Source organism: Flavobacterium sp. Root935 (assembly GCF_001429295.1).
In the GTDB taxonomy this organism is placed as follows: domain Bacteria; phylum Bacteroidota; class Bacteroidia; order Flavobacteriales; family Flavobacteriaceae; genus Flavobacterium.
Window position 1 is genome coordinate 227,679 of record NZ_LMJL01000012.1, and the last position, 16,483, is coordinate 244,161.

The window sequence follows — 16,483 nt, forward strand, 5'->3', positions numbered from 1 at the left end:
ATTCTAAGGCGCTAGGTTTCTTTTTCTTTAATTACTTAAGAACTTCGATATTCAAAGTCTCAACTCCTTAGAATTCCAGAACCTTAGAACCTAGAAAAAACTTACTTAAAAAAAACATCATAACCAAAGCGAATCAAAGTTCCAACAACCACAATTAAAAAGAAAATCCGAATAAAACCGTTTCCTTTATTGATAGCCAGTTTTGCACCCAGCCAGCCTCCAAGTCCGTTGCTTACTGCCATCGGAATTGCAATTGTCCAGATAATTTTTCCTTTAATCATAAATAAGCAAATCGAACCAAAGTTCGTCGCCAAGTTTACCATTTTAGCATTCGCGGAAGCGTGGAGAAAATCAAAACCTAAAAGCGCTATAAATGCTACTACAAAGAAACTTCCTGTTCCAGGTCCGATAAATCCGTCATAGAAACCAACGATTATGCTAATAACAACCGCATAAATTATTTGTGTTGCAGCAGAATGATCTTTCGCAGCATGTTGTCCGAAATTTTTCTTAGCGTAGGTATAAATAAAAAGTAAAGATAAAACTACCAGTAAAAGCGGTTTCATAAAATCGTTGCTCACCATCGTCAAAATCGTAGAACCCAAAAATGCCGAAGGAACCGCCAAACACATCATAATGAGCAGTAATTTCCATTGAATAACAACCTTTTTTAAATACTGAAAAGCTGCAAAAGCTGTTCCGCTGAAAGCTGGAATTTTTAATGTTCCCACAACTGTAGAAACTGGCAAATTAGGTAATAAAATTAATCCCATTGGAGTTTGTATCAATCCGCCGCCGCCAACAATGGCATCAATAAATCCAGCAGCAAAAGCTGCTAAACAAAGAAAAAATATTATATACGAATCCATTAAAAACTGTATTTCAGACACATTAAAAAACAAGTTGCAAAAGTACAGCTTCCTTTTTGTTTATTACCACAAATTTAAAGTGGATTTTTCCTCAAAAAGTATATTTTTGCTTAAAAATTATTCAAATGGATTTTAATAAAATTATAGAACTTGCGAGTTATACTCTGCCGGCATTAGTTACAGGAGTTGTAGCTTATCGTTTCTTTGAACTGCACATTAAAAACAATGATCGAAAACGCGCTTTTTTATTAAATAAAGAATATCAAAAACAATCTCTGCCAATACGTTTGCAGGCTTATGAGCGTATGACTTTATTTTTAGAGCGCATTAATTTGACTAAATTATTAATCAGGATTTCTCCAATTTCTCAAGATAAACACGATTATGAAAATTTTGTAATCGAACAAATCGAACAAGAATTTGAACATAATTTGACACAGCAGATTTACATGTCAGACGAATGCTGGACAATTATTACAACTGCAAAAAATGCAACCATTCAAATGATTCGTAAAGCCGCAATGAGCGATAAAGTAGATAATGCAGACAAATTACGCGAAGTAATTTTGAACGATTTACTAGAAAAACAATCTCCTAGTAATGCTGCTTTGGGTTATATTAAAAATGAAGTAGCTGATCTTTGGTAAAAATATTTTAGAATTCAGATTTTAGATTTTAGATTGAGTTTTCATAATCTAAAATCTAAAATCAACAATCTAAAATTATTTATTGTCACTCATAACCTCAGACTTATTCTGAGCATATTCATAACCTTGTTCCCACCAACCTTTCATTACATCTTTATTAAAAATCAAAGCATTGTCGGTCAATTTAATTGGCGTGTAATATAAGTTAAGTTTTACATCTTTATTGTTTGCCATAAGTTTTCCTATAGCAATATCATGTTTTTCAACTTGATCTAAAGCAATTCGGAACAAGTCAATCATCAAAGAAAAAGGATTTTTACCAATAACTGTTTTGGTTGTGTTGACCTCGGTTTCTAAAACAATTACATCTATTTCTGTTGCACCTCTATTAATTGCTTCGCGAATTGGAACCAAACTTGAGAATCCGCCATCGCCATATTCACAATTGTTTTTCTCAACCAAGCTCATAAACGGAACATAATTACTAGAAATCCAAGACCATTCGCAAAATTCTTCATACGTACAATCCTTTACAGATTTATATTCTGATTCGTTTGTTGTAAAATTGGTAACCGTAACTATGACATCAGTCTTTAGTTTTTTAAGATTATTGAAGTCGGACAATGAAAAGTTATTCTGAATATATTTTTTCAAACCTTTACTTTCTCCAAAAGTTCGTTTTCCTTTAAAAAACTGACGTATGACATTAAAGTGATTAATAGTCACAATATCAACACCATCTTTATTTTTAACAACAAATGGACAAATATTAAAAATACTTGCCATAGTCACATTAGTATAAACTGAATGAATTTTTTTAATGTGGCCGAGAGCTAAATGCGGAATTAACAAACTTCCTGTTGAAGTTCCTAAAAACAAATCGTATTCGTGTCTTTTTTCTTCTATTAAATACTGGGCAACACCGCCGGCAAATGCGCCTTTACTGCCTCCACCAGAAATAACCAATGCTCTCATGTGCGTTTTAAAGTTATGTTATGAGTTATGGAATTTAAAAGTTTCTCAACCTTACATCTCATTCCTCTTTATTGTATATTCTAATAAATCAATGATTTACAACTTAAATTTTGGTTTTCAAAACGCATAACCTATAACATAAAACCTTTAACTTTTTTCAATCAATAAACGATTCAATTGAAACTGTTCATCGGGGGTCAAATTAGGTAAAATTCTATTAAATGAAGCACGCATTTCTGGATTTTTTAAAAGAATACGAATATTATCTCTGCCAAACTTAGAAAATTGCCACATATGATGGGTAGTTGCGCTAACTAAATTACTCAAAACCTGATCGTTAATAATTTTAAAAGCAATCAGTTTTTCTAAAGCGTTTTGTCGTGTAGTGGCTTCATATTTTGTAGATGAAAATGCAATGAGTTCATTAATCATAGATTCTTGATCATTGCTGTAATTTGGTGTAGATAAAACTAGCGAAAGCCATAAAGTACGCAGATTATAATCGTTAAAACCAATCCAGTTTTTAGATTTATCCAAATATTCTGTTCTATGTTCTGGGAAATTCCTCCACAGCCAATACAATGCTATTTCTTGTGTTTGATAAGATTTATCATCAAGCAGCGTTTCGTAATGCAATCTAAAATCTTCAGGGATTTTGGTCAGCGTTTGAGCAACATCTTGACGAACTTCAATATTGTTGGTCTGCAATGCCAAAAGCAAAAGCGGTTTCTTAGCTTCGTAATTTTCATTTTCTAGCTGATCAACAACAGCTTCTTTTACTGATTGATACACATTAGATTCTAAAGTACTCTTTAAAATGTCTATTTTTTCGGCTAATGAAGTTTTCTTTAACTTATCAATTTCCAATCGTTTCTGAATCGTTTTATTTTTACTCAACAAAGCATTTGCAGTCGGTGTATCAAAAGCAGTCGATTCTAACCAAGTTTTCTGGAATTTTTCCAAATCGAAATTTGAAACTTTCTTAATCTCGTCGAAGAAGTTTTGCGTGTTTACAGTTTGATAAGCATATTTATTCAGATAACTTTTTATCGCTTTTTTAAAGGCTTTATCACCAATCGATTCGTGCAGCACAAATAATGTCCAGGCTCCTTTTTCGTAAAATGTGAGCGAACTGGCTTTGGCATTTAAAACTGGAATTGTATCGGTTCTAGAAGCAAATTTTATCTGCTGTGCGGTGTCGTATAATTTGGAATAAAAATAGTCTTCTCCATAAATATCTTTTTCTGCCAGAAGAGCAAAATACGTTGCAAATCCTTCTTGAAGCCAATGATGTGTACTATTTTCGGCTGTAATCAAATCTCCAAACCAGTGATGTGCCAATTCATGAGCGTCAACATTGGTATAGTTTCGGTCGCAAAAACCAATTGAATCTACCACATAACGAGTTGCAAATAAAGTCGTTGTTGTGTTTTCCATTCCCGCATACAAAAAATCTCTAACTGGAATTTGTCTGTTAATCTGCCAAGGGTATTTTACACCGATTTCTTTCTCCAGAAAATCAAAAATTCGTTTCGAATAGCGGTAAGTCGGCTCAAAACGATCGGCATCCTTCGATTCATAATAATACTCTAACGAAATTTTACTTTTAGATTTAAATTCTTTTTTATCGAATTTTCCAATCGCCAGCATTAATAAATAAGAACTCATTGGTTTTTCCATTTGATACTGCCAATGAACTAAGTTACCGTTTGGCGTTTTTTGTTTTAAAACTCCATTCGAAACAACCTGATAAGCTGCGTCATAAGAAATTCCTAAATTGAAAATTAGTTTTTCATTTACATCGTCAAAACTCGGAAACCAATTACTGGTATATCTGCCCTGCCCCTGCGTCCAGATCTGCACTTCATCGTTTTCTATATCAACAAAATACAAGGCTTGTTTTGGTTTTACCGTATAATTAAAAGTTAAGTGATTCTGACTTTTTGTAAAAGGAAAAACAATTTTTAATTGCTTAGTAGTATTTATAAAAATGACTTCTCTATCATTAATTTTCACATTCGAAAATTCCATGTTTTTAGCGTCAAGCGAAATGGTATCACAATCTTTCAAGACCTCAAACTGGAAATCTACGGCACCTGAAACTGTTTTTTCTTTTGAATTTAACAACAATTGTCCTGAAACTAACTTAAAATCAACGTTTTGGGTTTGCTGCGCGAATATAAATCCGGTAAATAATAAAAAGATGTATTTCATTGAAATGAATTTGAAGGCAAAATCCCAAAGTTACAAACCTTTCACAAACAAATAGAATGAAATTTGTAAGTTTACAGCATAAAATACCAAATCGTGTCTGTACCTCAAAAAGCCTTATTTAATTGGAGCAGCGGAAAAGATTCTGCTCTTGCGTTGTATAAAATACTTCAAAATCCTGATTTTAAAATTGAATGTTTATTAACAAGCGTAAACAAACAATATCAGCGCATTTCTATGCATGGCGTTCGTGTTGAATTATTACAGGCTCAGGCGGAAAGCATTGGTATTCCTCTGAAAATTATGGAAATTCCAGAAATGCCGACTATGGAGGTTTATGAAAATGTAATGACTGAGACTTTAGCAGAATTAAAAAATAAAGGCATTACTCATTCTATTTTTGGAGATATTTTTCTAGAAGATTTACGTCAATATCGCGAAAATCAATTAGCTAGAATTGGTTTTAACGGAATTTTTCCAATTTGGAAAATTCCAACTCAAGAATTGATTCAAGAATTTATATCGCTTGGGTTTAAAACAATTGTGGTTTGTGTGAATGAAAAATACTTGGACAAAAGTTTTGTCGGCAGAATTATCGATCAGGATTTCATAAATGATTTACCTGAAAATGTTGATGTATGCGGCGAAAATGGTGAATTTCATACCTTTACTTTTGACGGACCAATGTTTTCTCAACCAATTGATTTTGAAATTGGTGAAATTGTTTACCGAAAATATGAAAAACCAGCAAATCAGAACTCCTCAAATGATGCTTGTGATACAAATGATGAAACAGCTTTTGATTTTGGATTTTGGTATTGTGATTTAATTCCTAAATAATATTTCAAAAAAACTATTCGCCATACATTGCCAGCAAATTGGTAACTGTATTCCAGTTTCTAATAGTTGCTGTTACATTCAATTTTTTCTCAATATATTTTTGATCAAAACGAGTTTTTCCTGCTCCAACGGCATATTTTATAAAAATTCGATTTTCATCAATGCTTGCTTCATCAGGTTTAAACTGACTGATTTTCAAATCATTTATATTTTCTTTTTTAAGAGCGATCGAAACAAATGCAACGTAAAGCTTTTTGACATCAGCATCTTTCTCTTTTAAAAACGGATTATTAGCAAAACAAGATTTTAGATCTTCTTTTGTAATTACAACAACTGGAACTTCATGACCGAAAACTTTAAAGATTTCCTGCTTAATCATAAAACCTACTTTTGAGGCCTCTTCTTCACTATCAATAAAAACATTTCCAGATTGTAAATAGGTTCGAACATTTTGGAAACCGATATTTTCAAGCATTGTTTTCAAAGCTTCCATTTTCATCATGTTATGGCCCGAAACGTTTATTCCGCGCAAAAGTGCTAAGTGTGTCGTCATTTTCTAAATATTAAAAAAAGAAAAAAGTATTCAATTTAATATTGAATACTTTTAATATCTTGAACAAACTTACGGTTTTTATTTTTCTTTTTCGTAGGTAGATGCTGCATCACACATTCTGGCGCTATTTTCTAAATAACCATTGTAGATATATAGAAGCTCACTTGTTCCTCCAACTCCAGAGGTACAATTGTAAATTAAATTTGTAGCTGCAGAATAAGTTAATTTAAAATTTGGTCTATTATCATCAGTGAAAACTTCAAAAGTCCCTGTTGCAGTAGTAGTTCCATCTATAGTTGTTCTGGATTTTACAAATGTGTTGTTGGCGTTGAAAACATAGTATTCAGTCCATACATAAGGACTATTTATATCCTTAACTTCGTGAATGTTTATCCATTTTCCATGATAATCTGTTACGGTAAGTTTAGCATTATCGTTTGAATCATCATTTGAACAAGAAATAAGCGACACAAACATTATAATTAAAAGTCCAATTTTTTTCATTTTATTTAAGGTTTTTAAGGTTAACTATTAATAAGATATTCCTTTCTTAAAATGGTTGCGTCTTTTTTAAAAACTTTCTTATAAATTAATATTCAAAACTTGAAAACAACAATACACTTTCAAATTTCCTAATTAAGATTTATCTTCGCCTTTTCAAGATAAACGAAAATAGAATAAAGAATACAGTTGTATTTATTCTTAACTCTATTTCTAAAATCTAAATCTAAAATAATTTAATGTCTAATAATCTCCTAGAAACTCCAATAGAATACTTAAAAGGCGTTGGCCCGAGTCGCGGCCAGCTGCTTCGTAAGGAATTGGGAATTCATAAATATGGAGATTTAGTCAATTTTTTTCCAAATCGATATATTGACAGAACACGTTATTATAAGATTAACGAACTACAGAATACGGGTTCTGAAGTTCAGATTATTGGAAAAATAATTCACCTCAAAACGGTTGAATTTGCTAAAAACAAAAAGCGACTTGTAGCAACTTTTGTTGACGATACAGGGCAAATTGATCTCAACTGGTTTCAAGGTCATAAATGGATTCGTGAAACTTTAAAGCTAAATGAACCAATTGTTATTTTCGGAAAATGTTCTTTATACGGAAGCCAATTCAGTATGGCGCATCCCGAAATTGAATTGCTGAGTGAACACGAAAGAAGTCTGCGATCGGCAATGCAGCCGGTTTATCCTTCAACAGAAGCTTTAACTAATAAAGGAATTTCAAACCGTACCATTAATAAATTGATGGAGCAGCTTTTTTTGGAAACCCAGGCTTTGTTTACTGAAACTTTTCCACCTTTTTTGATTGAAGAATTAAAATTAATTCCGAAGAGAGCAGCGCTATTTAATATTCATTTTCCAAAAAGTGCGGACATTTTAGCGAAAGCACAATTTAGATTAAAATTTGAGGAATTATTCTTTATTCAGCTTCAATTAATTACCAAAAATCTTATTCGGAAGCATAAAATTAAAGGACATCCTTTTACAAAAGTTGGTGAATTTTTTAATGATTTCTATCAAAATCATCTGCCTTTTGATTTGACCAATGCTCAAAAAAGAGTAATAAAAGAAATCCGTACAGACATGGGTAGCAACGCTCAAATGAATCGTCTGCTTCAAGGTGATGTTGGTTCTGGAAAAACAATTGTTGCTTTTATGAGTATGCTTCTCGCTATCGATAATGGCTTTCAAGCTTGTTTAATGGCTCCGACTGAGATTTTGGCCAATCAGCATTTTATTGGTTTGTCTGAATTTGCGAATACTTTAAACATCAATATCAGGATATTAACAGGTTCCACCAAAACTTCTGAAAGAAGAATTATTCATGAAGAACTTGAAAACGGAAGTCTTAAAATTTTAATTGGAACACATGCTTTGTTAGAAGATAAAGTGAAATTCCAAAATTTAGGTTTGGCTGTGATTGATGAACAGCATCGTTTTGGTGTGGAGCAGCGTTCTAAATTGTGGAAGAAAAATGATATTCCGCCGCATGTTCTGGTAATGACTGCAACGCCAATTCCGAGAACATTGGCGATGAGTTTATATGGTGATTTGGATATTTCTGTTATTGATGAATTACCGCCAGGAAGAAAACCGATTCAAACGGTGCATCGTTTTGATACTAATCGTTTGAAAGTATGGAAATTTCTTCGGGATGAAATTGCCAAAGGAAGACAAATTTATATTGTTTATCCGTTGATTCAGGAATCTGAAAAAATGGACTATAAGGATTTAATGGATGGTTACGAAAGTATTTCCCGTGATTTTCCTCTTCCGCAATATTCCATTTCCATTCTGCACGGAAAAATGAAACCTGCCGATAAAGATGCCGAAATGAAACGCTTCTCAGAAGGAAAAACCAATATCATGGTTGCTACAACGGTAATCGAAGTTGGTGTTAATGTCCCAAATGCGAGTGTTATGATTATCGAAAGCGCTGAAAGATTTGGACTTTCACAGCTGCACCAGCTCCGTGGACGTGTTGGCCGTGGCGCTGAACAAAGTTATTGTATCTTAATGACAGGACATAAACTAAGTTCTGACAGTAAAACCAGAATGGAAACCATGGTGCAGACCAATGATGGTTTCGAAATTGCCGAAGTTGACCTTAAACTTCGCGGTCCCGGCGATTTAATGGGAACGCAGCAAAGTGGTGTTTTAAACCTTCAAATTGCAGATATCGTGAAAGATAGAGATATTTTATCTCTGGCTCGAAATTATGCCATGAAAATCTTAAAAGAAGATTCTGCTTTACAAAAACCAGAACATGCTGTGTTAAGGGCGATCTTTATTGAGTTAACTAAAAAGAAAAATATTTGGAATTACATTAGCTAAAAAAATGCTAACAAAATAACGCACTTTATTACTATTTTTTAACTTTTTAACTTAAAAGATAGTTTTTTTATTCCAAAATCTTACATTTGCTAAACCCACAAAAGCAAATCCTAATCAACGTTAACTGATGAGTAAATATTACCCTATTTTATTCTTTTTTTTAATAATTAGTTCAATTAATGCTCAGACAGGATGCTTTAATTCTGATTTTTCTAATGCAGATTTTGAAGGATGGAGACCTTCATACGGTCCAAGAAGTAATCCAAATTTAAATAAAGGTGCAGATTTCGGGCATCATTTCATTACCAATGTGGAAGTTGTGGATAGTGTTGCAACAGCATGTGGAGGAGAATTATTTATGGTTCCACCTGGAGAAGTACATGCGGCTCGATTAGGCAATAACAGAGGAGGTACAGAAGCTGATCGACTAATTTATGATGTAGATGTGGTAACTCAGGATAATAACTTGTTCATTTATAAATATGCTGTTGTACTTCAAGATGGAGGGCATGATAAAGAGTCCCAGCCTAATTTTAGCGTCAGAATATTAGATGCTCAGGGAAACGAAATCGATCCTTATTGCGGTGTCTATAATGTGAGTTCGGGAGAACCAAATCAAAATGCTTATACGTGTGGTGATATCTATTGGACACAATGGAATACTATAGGAATTAATCTTTCTAATTACCTTGGTAAAAAAGTTTCTATCGAATTTACTACAAGAGATTGTAGCTTTGTTCAACATTTTGGGTATGCATACATTTCTGCAAAATGCAGTAAACTAAAAGTAAATATAGCAGTCTGCAGTGGTGGAAATAATTTTACATTGACTGCGCCCGTGGGATTTATAGGATACTCATGGACCTATAAAGGTCAAGTTGTCGGCACACCATCTCAAAGCATAACTCTGCCACTCGCAGATTATCCTGCTGGTGCTACTTTTGAGTGTTTATTGACTGCATTTAACAATGGAAACAGATGTGAATCAATAATTGAGGCAACTCTCGCAAATCCTACTACCATTACTCCAGATTTTTCTGTCTCTATACCATGTAAAGTAGATTATACAACTTTTAGCCCTATCACTTTTCAAGATAAAACAAGCATCATAAATGGCGTTATTAACAAATGGGAATGGGATTTTGGAGATGGAAAAACATCAACACTCCAAAATCCAGCTCATATTTTTGAAAACTCAGGTGACTATACCGTTGCTTTAACAGCGTATTCAGACGGAGGATGCTCAACGTTTATTTCTAAACCAATACACATTGAAAACAATCTAATTCCTAGACCTGCAATTCCAGAAACCCAAACTTTTTGCCACTACCCAACTCCTACTTTAGCAAGTCTTGAAACTAACGGATTAACTGTAAATTGGTATGACTCTCTTCTATCAACTGAAGCTATTAGCGAAACAACGAAAATTATATCAAACAGAGAAGTTTACTGTGCAACAATTAAAGATGGCTGTATAGGTCCGAGAACTAAAGTCCAAATAGTATTAAATGCTTTAGGGCCTCCAATTGGTAATTCAACTCAATCATTTTGTTCCAGTGAAGCCCCTAAGATTTCTAATCTTCAAATTAAAGGACTTTCTGTTTCTTGGTATGATGCACAAGATGGAGGTAATTTACTTAGTTCCAATACACTGCTACAAAACAATGTTACTTACTATTCTTCTGATTATGATGCATCTACAGGATGTTCAAGTTCAAGATGGGGCATAACTGTAATTCTTAAAGAAGGTTCTGCTGTTATTTCACCAGATTTTACTCAGGAATTCTGCTCAAACAAAGAAGAATTAACACTAAAGAATTTAAACTTCTATAGTACAGCGGTAAGATATTACAGCGGTATAAATGATACCCAACGACTTTCACACAGTACTCCTCTAGAAAATGCCACTACATATTATGCAGCAATTATAGATCCTGAAACAAAATGTGAAAGCAATAAACGTACTGCTATTCTTGTAAATATACTTCCTTGTGATGTTAATATTTATAATTTAATTACAATTGACGACAACACATCAAATGATCATTTGGAAATTGAGAATATTGAATATTTTCCCAATAATTCAATTCAAATCTACAATCGATTTGGACAGTTAGTCTACAAAATGTCTGGATACGGAATTGATGAAAATTATTTTTATGGTCGTGCTAATGCTGGTGAAATTTTTAAGAAAGACGAAAAACTACCAACTGGATCCTATTTTTATATCATAAATTACAAGAGAAGAGATCTAACCGATGCCACTAAAAAAGGCTTTTTATACATACACAATAATGGATAGAACTTTTACTAAAATTATATATTTAGTTATAACTATTATACTATCAATACATAATATTAATGCTCAAAACGACGCTAAATTATCTATTTTTAATTATAACCCTTTATTTTATAATCCTGCATTTGCTGGTTCTGCTGATGGACTTAATATTGTTGGAATGTATTCGAGTCAATGGGTTGGTTTTGAAGGAGCTCCAAAAACTCAATATTTATCTGTCGACACCAAATCATTACAAAAAATTGGATACGGTCTAAGCTTATATCACGATGTGATAGGACCAAAAAAAGAATACAATCTCGAAGGAAACTTTTCTTATTATATTAAACTAAATAGAAAGTATAAATTAGTTCTCGGAGTCAAATCAGGCATTAACTCTTACAACGTCAATAAAAATAATTTAGACATTTATGAACCTGGAGAAGAAATAAGCAATTTTAATCAGGAAAGTAAAACCTCTCCTATTTTTGGAGCAGGTGCAAATTTTTATTCTGATAAATTTTTCATCGGAATTTCAAGTCCTAATTTATTACAATCCACTTATAGCAATTCATCAGGAACAACACTTTCTAGTAGAAAAAATTATTATTACACCAATTTTGGATATCAATTTGAAATCAAACGCGATATTACATTAACGCCCGCACTTTTAGCACGTGTTACTCCTGGAGCACCAATAAGTATCTTGACTTCACTAAATTACAATTACCTAAATAAATATTTGGCATCTGTAAATTTTGATTATAATGCCAGTGCCGGGGTTTTCTTAGGGATTCAGCTTATTGACGATTTAAAAGTTGGATATGCTTATGATATTTCAACAACAAAATTCAGCAATTATAATAATGGATCGCATACGTTTTTCTTAAGCTATACCCTTCTTAATGAAAACAGCGAAAAATGTACCTGCCACTTGTATTAATAATGTTTTAGAATCCTCTTTAAAAAATACACTTCACTGTATCGAACTTAAATCTATAAGTTTTAATATTCAGTTGATTTAGATTTGTTGGGGGCAAATTTTATCGAATATACAAATGATACAATGAAGCATATATAAACTTTATTCCTTATTTTTTTGGAGGACTTTTATCAAACAATCCACTGAATAAACCCTTGCTTATTTTGTTTTTATCATCTTTTCCCGTAGCAATCAAATGGTCGATATATTCCATATATGTTTTTTTTCTTTCCTCAAGAAAACCAACTAGATAATCTTCAGAAGCCTGTACACCACTCGTTTCTTCAATATGTAAAAGTTTTTTATACAAAGGTTCAATAAACTTAATGATAATTTCATTCGGGACTGATTTTCTAGTTCCAAAGAAACCTACAATTTCGCCATCAGTATCTGCAATAATTTTAAAATCAGTTACAACCCAGTAATAACGGCCAGTTTTGGCCATGTTTTTTATAATCACATGTATGTTCTCACTTGATTTAATACTGTCCCATAAGAATTTAAAAATGACTTTTGGCATATCTGGATGTCTGACAATATTGTGAGGCTGGCCAATAAGTTCAAATTCATCATAACCAGAAACATCTATAAAGTCTTCATTGGCATATAAAATGGTTCCCTTTTTGTCAGTTTTACTAAGCAGCACTTTATTCTTGTTCCAATCTACTTCTCGATCTGAAGGTGTTGGACGTGTAAATCTGGTATCCATAGATTTTACATTTAAATTAATTTACAATTCAATAAGTATTAAATGAATCTTTTTTATCTTTTTTAATTTAATTCGATTTCTAAAACAAGCAGAATATTTCTGATTTTATGAAAAACCAATTCTAATTCGTTTTCAAGCCATTCTGGAATTTCATTGTTTACCGCTAGATTAAGGTTATGAATATCACTAATAATCTGAACTAATTTTTTATATTGAAAGTCCAGATTATAAACTTGGGCGTTATTCGTAAAACCACTTAAAATTGCAGCAACTTCAATTGCAAATTCAGATTGAGCGCCAATTTTATCAATAGAATTTAATGTTATACTATCACTCAAAAAATGATCAATAGTTTTTTTTAAATTATGCAGCGTGGGAACTGCAGCTGGCAAATCATACTTAAACATACAACAGATATAAAAATTAATATTTTGATTTGGAAGTTGGTCCCGATTCCTATCGGCTTTAAACTTTAAATTCTGCTGTTTGTAGATTTTACATGAATGTCATTAACTAAATCATCAATTTTCTTGGCGCTTTCTCTCATCATTTCAAGATAAGTCAGCAATTTATCGTTATCTGTATGTCCTTTTGAAACATCTATAAGTTTTAAAACAGAATTTACAGGCAGTTTTAAATCTAATGTTGTTCTATGAATAAAATCATTATAATCTTTTGTTGCCGACATCGAGCTGTACTTAGCAGAAGCCAGTTTCATATTTTCCAATTCGTATTCATCTGAAATTTTTGAAATATGATTTTCACTGTGCTCTTTAAAATAATAAGCCCAATAACCATTCATAAAAAATACAACTGCAGCCAAAACGGTATGAATAATAAGTGTTTCCATATCGAAATTAACTTGAGAAAAATAAACCTGAAGTCCATTTGCATCATTATAAACAAAATTTTGCAGATATGCCAAACCAGCATGATGAAGCACTACTAATAGTGTTAATGGTATTTGTAATTTCCAGTTTTGATAAATAATTAAAATCGTACTGGCGATAAATACCGTAAAGTGCATTTCGAACAAACCATGCATTTGATAAATATACTGCGCCATAAAAACAGCAAGAACAATAGATAAAACATACTGATAAAACTTAGAATTCTTTATAAAAAATTTAGCCGAATAATACGCTAAAAGATTGATTGTCCCTACTCCAACACCAATTTCAAAAGTGTCATATTTAAAAGATAATGCTATTCCGAGAAGAAAATAAATAGCAAGCACATAATTAATAATTGTATCTGATTTTTGTGTCATTGTAGACATGAAGCTGTGCAGATAATCTTGTTCGTTTAAACTAGCTTTTGTTTTCATAGGTTTAATTTTTTGATTTAGGATTTAGATTTATTTGGTACATTTTGGTAACGAACATCCGTAGGCCCTCAGAGCGAAAGCATTAAAAGAAGGATTATGATTCTTGCTCAACAAAGAATCAATTGCCATTTGTGCATAGTTACTTTTTGCATCGGTGCAATATCTTGTTTTATTATAATTACCGCGATAATATAATTTATGTGAAGGATCTAATAAAACAGCCTGCGGAGTAGAAAAAACACCACAATTTTCTGCAATTGCTTCATCAAAGTAAACAGGAATTTGAGCATCAAACTTTTTCTGAATTTCATCAATAGTAAAATTCCTTTTTTTGTTTAACACTACAATTTTAAAATTGATCTTGTCTCCATATTTCTTAATTAAATCACTCACATGTGGCACATTAAAGCGTGAACAGGGACAATCTGGATTAAAGAAATGTATAAATATGGGTTTACTATCGAATGCACAGCATGGTCCTAATTCAATTTTAGATCCCATTGCAATGGCATGATAATTTTGTGGGACTGGCGTTGGAAGACTGTACTTAAACTCATTTTGCCAAAACAAATAACCAACCAAAAAAATTAAAAGTGTGAACCATAGACTTAGAAGTAATTTTTTCTTCATAAATTATTTTTTTATTAGTTTAATCAGTCAAAAAATAAACACTTGTTAATAAAATTATTAACTATAATCTGTAAAAAACTTAAAAAACAACTTCTAATATCACATTTTAATAGTAATACTATTATAAGACGCTAGTAAAACTATACCAAAACTTCATTTTGTTTAACATACCAATGTTACAAATAAAATCGATAAAGTGCAAAAAAAATCAGACAAAATGCATAAAATTAATATAAAACTAGAAAAAATCTGACTTTACAGAATATTAGCACATTTTTTTTCTTGAAAACTGTTTTTCTTTTAAAACTTTGATTTATTCAAAAAAAAATAATCTTTTTATTAAACCTTTTGACTGATTTTAAGTCTAATGTAAACCTTTGTACATACAAATGTTAAATAAAAGCTAACGTCTTTCGATTTCATATCAAAAAGTTAAATTTGTAAGCTTACTAAAACACATACCTAAAACCTAATTATCCACTTCAATTTTATGAAAGTAAAACACCTCATTTACACCCTTTTAATCGTTCTTATAGGAGGATTTATTACCTATAGAATATTATCGAATAAAGGTAAAAACGAAGATTCAAAAAAATTCAACGATAAAGATTCTCCAACAACTGTTAACGGAATCGTAATAAAAACGGCTACGTTTGATAATAATTTGTCCCTTTCAGGATCAATTGAAGCAAATGAGCAAGTTGAAATTCATAGTGAGGTTTCTGGAATTGTAGAAGGAATATTTTTTAATGAAGGAAGTTTTGTAACTAAAGGTCAAGTACTTTTCAAAGTAAATGATATTGAATTAAAAGCGCAGTTAAGACAAGCTGTAACCAAAGAAGGTTTGGCAGCAGAAAACGAAAGAAGAGCAAAATTATTACTTCAAAAAGAAGCTATCAGCCAAGAAGAAGCAGATGTTGCACGAGCAGATCACGCATCAGCACAAGCACAAAGTCAATTAATAAGAGCTCAAATATCTAAAACTTCTGTAAGAGCTCCTTTTTCAGGAAAAATTGGTTTACGTAATATTTCGCCAGGAACTTATATTACACCAACTGTTTTAGTTGCAAAATTGGTAAACACTGGAAAACTAAAAATCACATTTTCGATTCCAGAGAAATATGCGTCACAAGTAAAATCGGGTTCTGTAATAGATTTTACAGTTTCTGGATCAGATAAAACATATAATGCAAAGATCTATGCGATTGAACCAGAAGTTGCTATTGCCACGCGTACACTTCAAATTCGTGCAATTGCTGACAATACTGACGGAAAACTTTTTCCAGGAACTTTTGCCGATATCAAATTACCTTTAAATATTATTAAAGACGCGATTGTTGTGCCTTCGCAGGCAATTATACCAATTCAAGATGGCAAAAAAGTTTTTATTGCAAATAACGGACAAGCAAAGGAAGTTATGGTTGATGCTACAACAAGAACAGACTCTTCTATTTTGATTTTATCAGGATTGAAAGCTGGAGATACTTTAATTACAAGTGGTGTTATGTCATTAAAAAATGAAGCACCAATTAAAGTTAAAGTACAAAAATAACATTTAAGTTATGAGTTTTGGGTTATAAGTTATGAGTTTTAAAATACTCATCAAATCTAAA

The 16,483-nt window shown here is 31.9% G+C and carries 15 protein-coding genes; 6 read left to right on the forward strand and 9 right to left on the reverse strand.

Annotated elements, in window-relative coordinates:
• Positions 1-101 precede the first annotated feature (101 nt).
• A complete protein-coding gene (locus tag ASE40_RS15775) occupies positions 102-869 on the reverse strand; it encodes a sulfite exporter TauE/SafE family protein (protein ID WP_057118049.1) in 768 nt (255 codons plus the stop codon).
• Between the two features lie 125 nt (positions 870-994).
• Between ASE40_RS15775 and ASE40_RS15780 the strand changes: the two genes are divergently transcribed.
• Positions 995-1,516: a hypothetical protein gene (locus ASE40_RS15780; protein ID WP_057118050.1), complete on the forward strand. Its 522-nt coding sequence runs from the start codon at positions 995-997 to the stop codon at positions 1,514-1,516.
• Positions 1,517-1,591: 75 nt separating this feature from the next.
• On the opposite strand, the gene ASE40_RS15785 is transcribed toward ASE40_RS15780, so the two are convergent.
• Both ASE40_RS15785 and ASE40_RS15790 read right to left on the reverse strand, forming a co-directional pair.
• Entirely contained in the window at positions 1,592-2,491 is a 900-nt protein-coding gene (locus ASE40_RS15785) for a patatin family protein (RefSeq protein WP_057118051.1), read from the reverse strand.
• Positions 2,492-2,638: 147 nt separating this feature from the next.
• Complete coding sequence (locus tag ASE40_RS15790) at positions 2,639-4,705, reverse strand: M1 family metallopeptidase (protein WP_057118052.1); 2,067 nt, start codon at positions 4,703-4,705, stop codon at positions 2,639-2,641.
• 93 nt (positions 4,706-4,798) lie between these two features.
• Here ASE40_RS15790 and ASE40_RS15795 point away from each other — a divergent pair, with 93 nt between their 5' ends.
• Positions 4,799-5,542 carry a diphthine--ammonia ligase gene (locus tag ASE40_RS15795; RefSeq protein ID WP_057118053.1) on the forward strand — a complete coding sequence of 248 codons (744 nt, stop codon included), beginning with the start codon at positions 4,799-4,801 and terminating at the stop codon, positions 5,540-5,542.
• A 13-nt stretch (positions 5,543-5,555) separates the two neighbouring features.
• Here the strand turns inward: ASE40_RS15795 and ASE40_RS15800 are convergent, their stop codons facing one another.
• Positions 5,556-6,095: a DUF1697 domain-containing protein gene (locus ASE40_RS15800; RefSeq protein ID WP_057118054.1), complete on the reverse strand. Its 540-nt coding sequence runs from the start codon at positions 6,093-6,095 to the stop codon at positions 5,556-5,558.
• A gap of 78 nt (positions 6,096-6,173) precedes the next feature.
• Positions 6,174-6,599: a hypothetical protein gene (locus ASE40_RS15805; RefSeq protein WP_057118055.1), complete on the reverse strand. Its 426-nt coding sequence runs from the start codon at positions 6,597-6,599 to the stop codon at positions 6,174-6,176.
• A 236-nt stretch (positions 6,600-6,835) separates the two neighbouring features.
• On the opposite strand from ASE40_RS15805, the gene recG reads away from it, so the two are divergent.
• The 3 genes from recG to ASE40_RS15820 all read left to right on the forward strand — a co-directional run bounded on the left by recG (position 6,836) and on the right by ASE40_RS15820 (position 12,165).
• Positions 6,836-8,944, forward strand: a complete 2,109-nt coding sequence (gene recG, locus ASE40_RS15810) for an ATP-dependent DNA helicase RecG (protein WP_057118056.1) — start codon at positions 6,836-6,838, stop codon at positions 8,942-8,944.
• Positions 8,945-9,071: 127 nt separating this feature from the next.
• Complete coding sequence (locus tag ASE40_RS15815; RefSeq protein WP_057118057.1) at positions 9,072-11,246, forward strand: gliding motility-associated C-terminal domain-containing protein; 2,175 nt, start codon at positions 9,072-9,074, stop codon at positions 11,244-11,246.
• Entirely contained in the window at positions 11,239-12,165 is a 927-nt protein-coding gene (locus ASE40_RS15820) for a type IX secretion system membrane protein PorP/SprF (RefSeq protein ID WP_157848517.1), read from the forward strand. Before ASE40_RS15815 ends, ASE40_RS15820 begins: the two co-directional genes overlap by 8 nt.
• Positions 12,166-12,313: 148 nt before the next feature.
• Here the strand turns inward: ASE40_RS15820 and ASE40_RS15825 are convergent, their stop codons facing one another.
• The 4 genes from ASE40_RS15825 to ASE40_RS15840 all read right to left on the reverse strand — a co-directional run bounded on the left by ASE40_RS15825 (position 12,314) and on the right by ASE40_RS15840 (position 14,870).
• A complete protein-coding gene (locus ASE40_RS15825) occupies positions 12,314-12,913 on the reverse strand; it encodes a PAS domain-containing protein (RefSeq protein WP_057118059.1) in 600 nt (199 codons plus the stop codon).
• A 62-nt stretch (positions 12,914-12,975) separates the two neighbouring features.
• Positions 12,976-13,320: a hypothetical protein gene (locus ASE40_RS15830; RefSeq protein WP_057118060.1), complete on the reverse strand. Its 345-nt coding sequence runs from the start codon at positions 13,318-13,320 to the stop codon at positions 12,976-12,978.
• Positions 13,321-13,385: 65 nt separating this feature from the next.
• Complete coding sequence (locus ASE40_RS15835) at positions 13,386-14,240, reverse strand: hypothetical protein (protein ID WP_057118061.1); 855 nt, start codon at positions 14,238-14,240, stop codon at positions 13,386-13,388.
• 30 nt (positions 14,241-14,270) lie between these two features.
• Complete coding sequence (locus ASE40_RS15840) at positions 14,271-14,870, reverse strand: TlpA family protein disulfide reductase (protein WP_057118062.1); 600 nt, start codon at positions 14,868-14,870, stop codon at positions 14,271-14,273.
• Between the two features lie 490 nt (positions 14,871-15,360).
• Here ASE40_RS15840 and ASE40_RS15845 point away from each other — a divergent pair, with 490 nt between their 5' ends.
• On the forward strand, positions 15,361-16,422 hold the full coding sequence (locus ASE40_RS15845; RefSeq protein ID WP_057118063.1) for an efflux RND transporter periplasmic adaptor subunit: 1,062 nt from the start codon (positions 15,361-15,363) through the stop codon (positions 16,420-16,422).
• Positions 16,423-16,483: the final 61 nt, after the last annotated feature.

Bases quoted from the DNA above. Each gene is read 5' to 3' on its own strand.
- ASE40_RS15845 (WP_057118063.1), top strand. From the start codon at position 15,361: ATGAAAGTAAAACACCTCATTTACACCCTTTTAATCGTTCTTATAGGA.
- ASE40_RS15820 (WP_157848517.1), top strand. From the start codon at position 11,239: ATGGATAGAACTTTTACTAAAATTATATATTTAGTTATAACTATTATA.
- ASE40_RS15805 (WP_057118055.1), bottom strand. From the start codon at position 6,599: ATGAAAAAAATTGGACTTTTAATTATAATGTTTGTGTCGCTTATTTCT.
- ASE40_RS15840 (WP_057118062.1), bottom strand. From the start codon at position 14,870: ATGAAGAAAAAATTACTTCTAAGTCTATGGTTCACACTTTTAATTTTT.
- ASE40_RS15775 (WP_057118049.1), bottom strand. From the start codon at position 869: ATGGATTCGTATATAATATTTTTTCTTTGTTTAGCAGCTTTTGCTGCT.
- ASE40_RS15815 (WP_057118057.1), top strand. From the start codon at position 9,072: ATGAGTAAATATTACCCTATTTTATTCTTTTTTTTAATAATTAGTTCA.
- ASE40_RS15830 (WP_057118060.1), bottom strand. From the start codon at position 13,320: ATGTTTAAGTATGATTTGCCAGCTGCAGTTCCCACGCTGCATAATTTA.
- ASE40_RS15780 (WP_057118050.1), top strand. From the start codon at position 995: ATGGATTTTAATAAAATTATAGAACTTGCGAGTTATACTCTGCCGGCA.
- ASE40_RS15825 (WP_057118059.1), bottom strand. From the start codon at position 12,913: ATGGATACCAGATTTACACGTCCAACACCTTCAGATCGAGAAGTAGAT.
- ASE40_RS15785 (WP_057118051.1), bottom strand. From the start codon at position 2,491: ATGAGAGCATTGGTTATTTCTGGTGGAGGCAGTAAAGGCGCATTTGCC.
- recG (WP_057118056.1), top strand. From the start codon at position 6,836: ATGTCTAATAATCTCCTAGAAACTCCAATAGAATACTTAAAAGGCGTT.
- ASE40_RS15800 (WP_057118054.1), bottom strand. From the start codon at position 6,095: ATGACGACACACTTAGCACTTTTGCGCGGAATAAACGTTTCGGGCCAT.
- ASE40_RS15790 (WP_057118052.1), bottom strand. From the start codon at position 4,705: ATGAAATACATCTTTTTATTATTTACCGGATTTATATTCGCGCAGCAA.
- ASE40_RS15835 (WP_057118061.1), bottom strand. From the start codon at position 14,240: ATGAAAACAAAAGCTAGTTTAAACGAACAAGATTATCTGCACAGCTTC.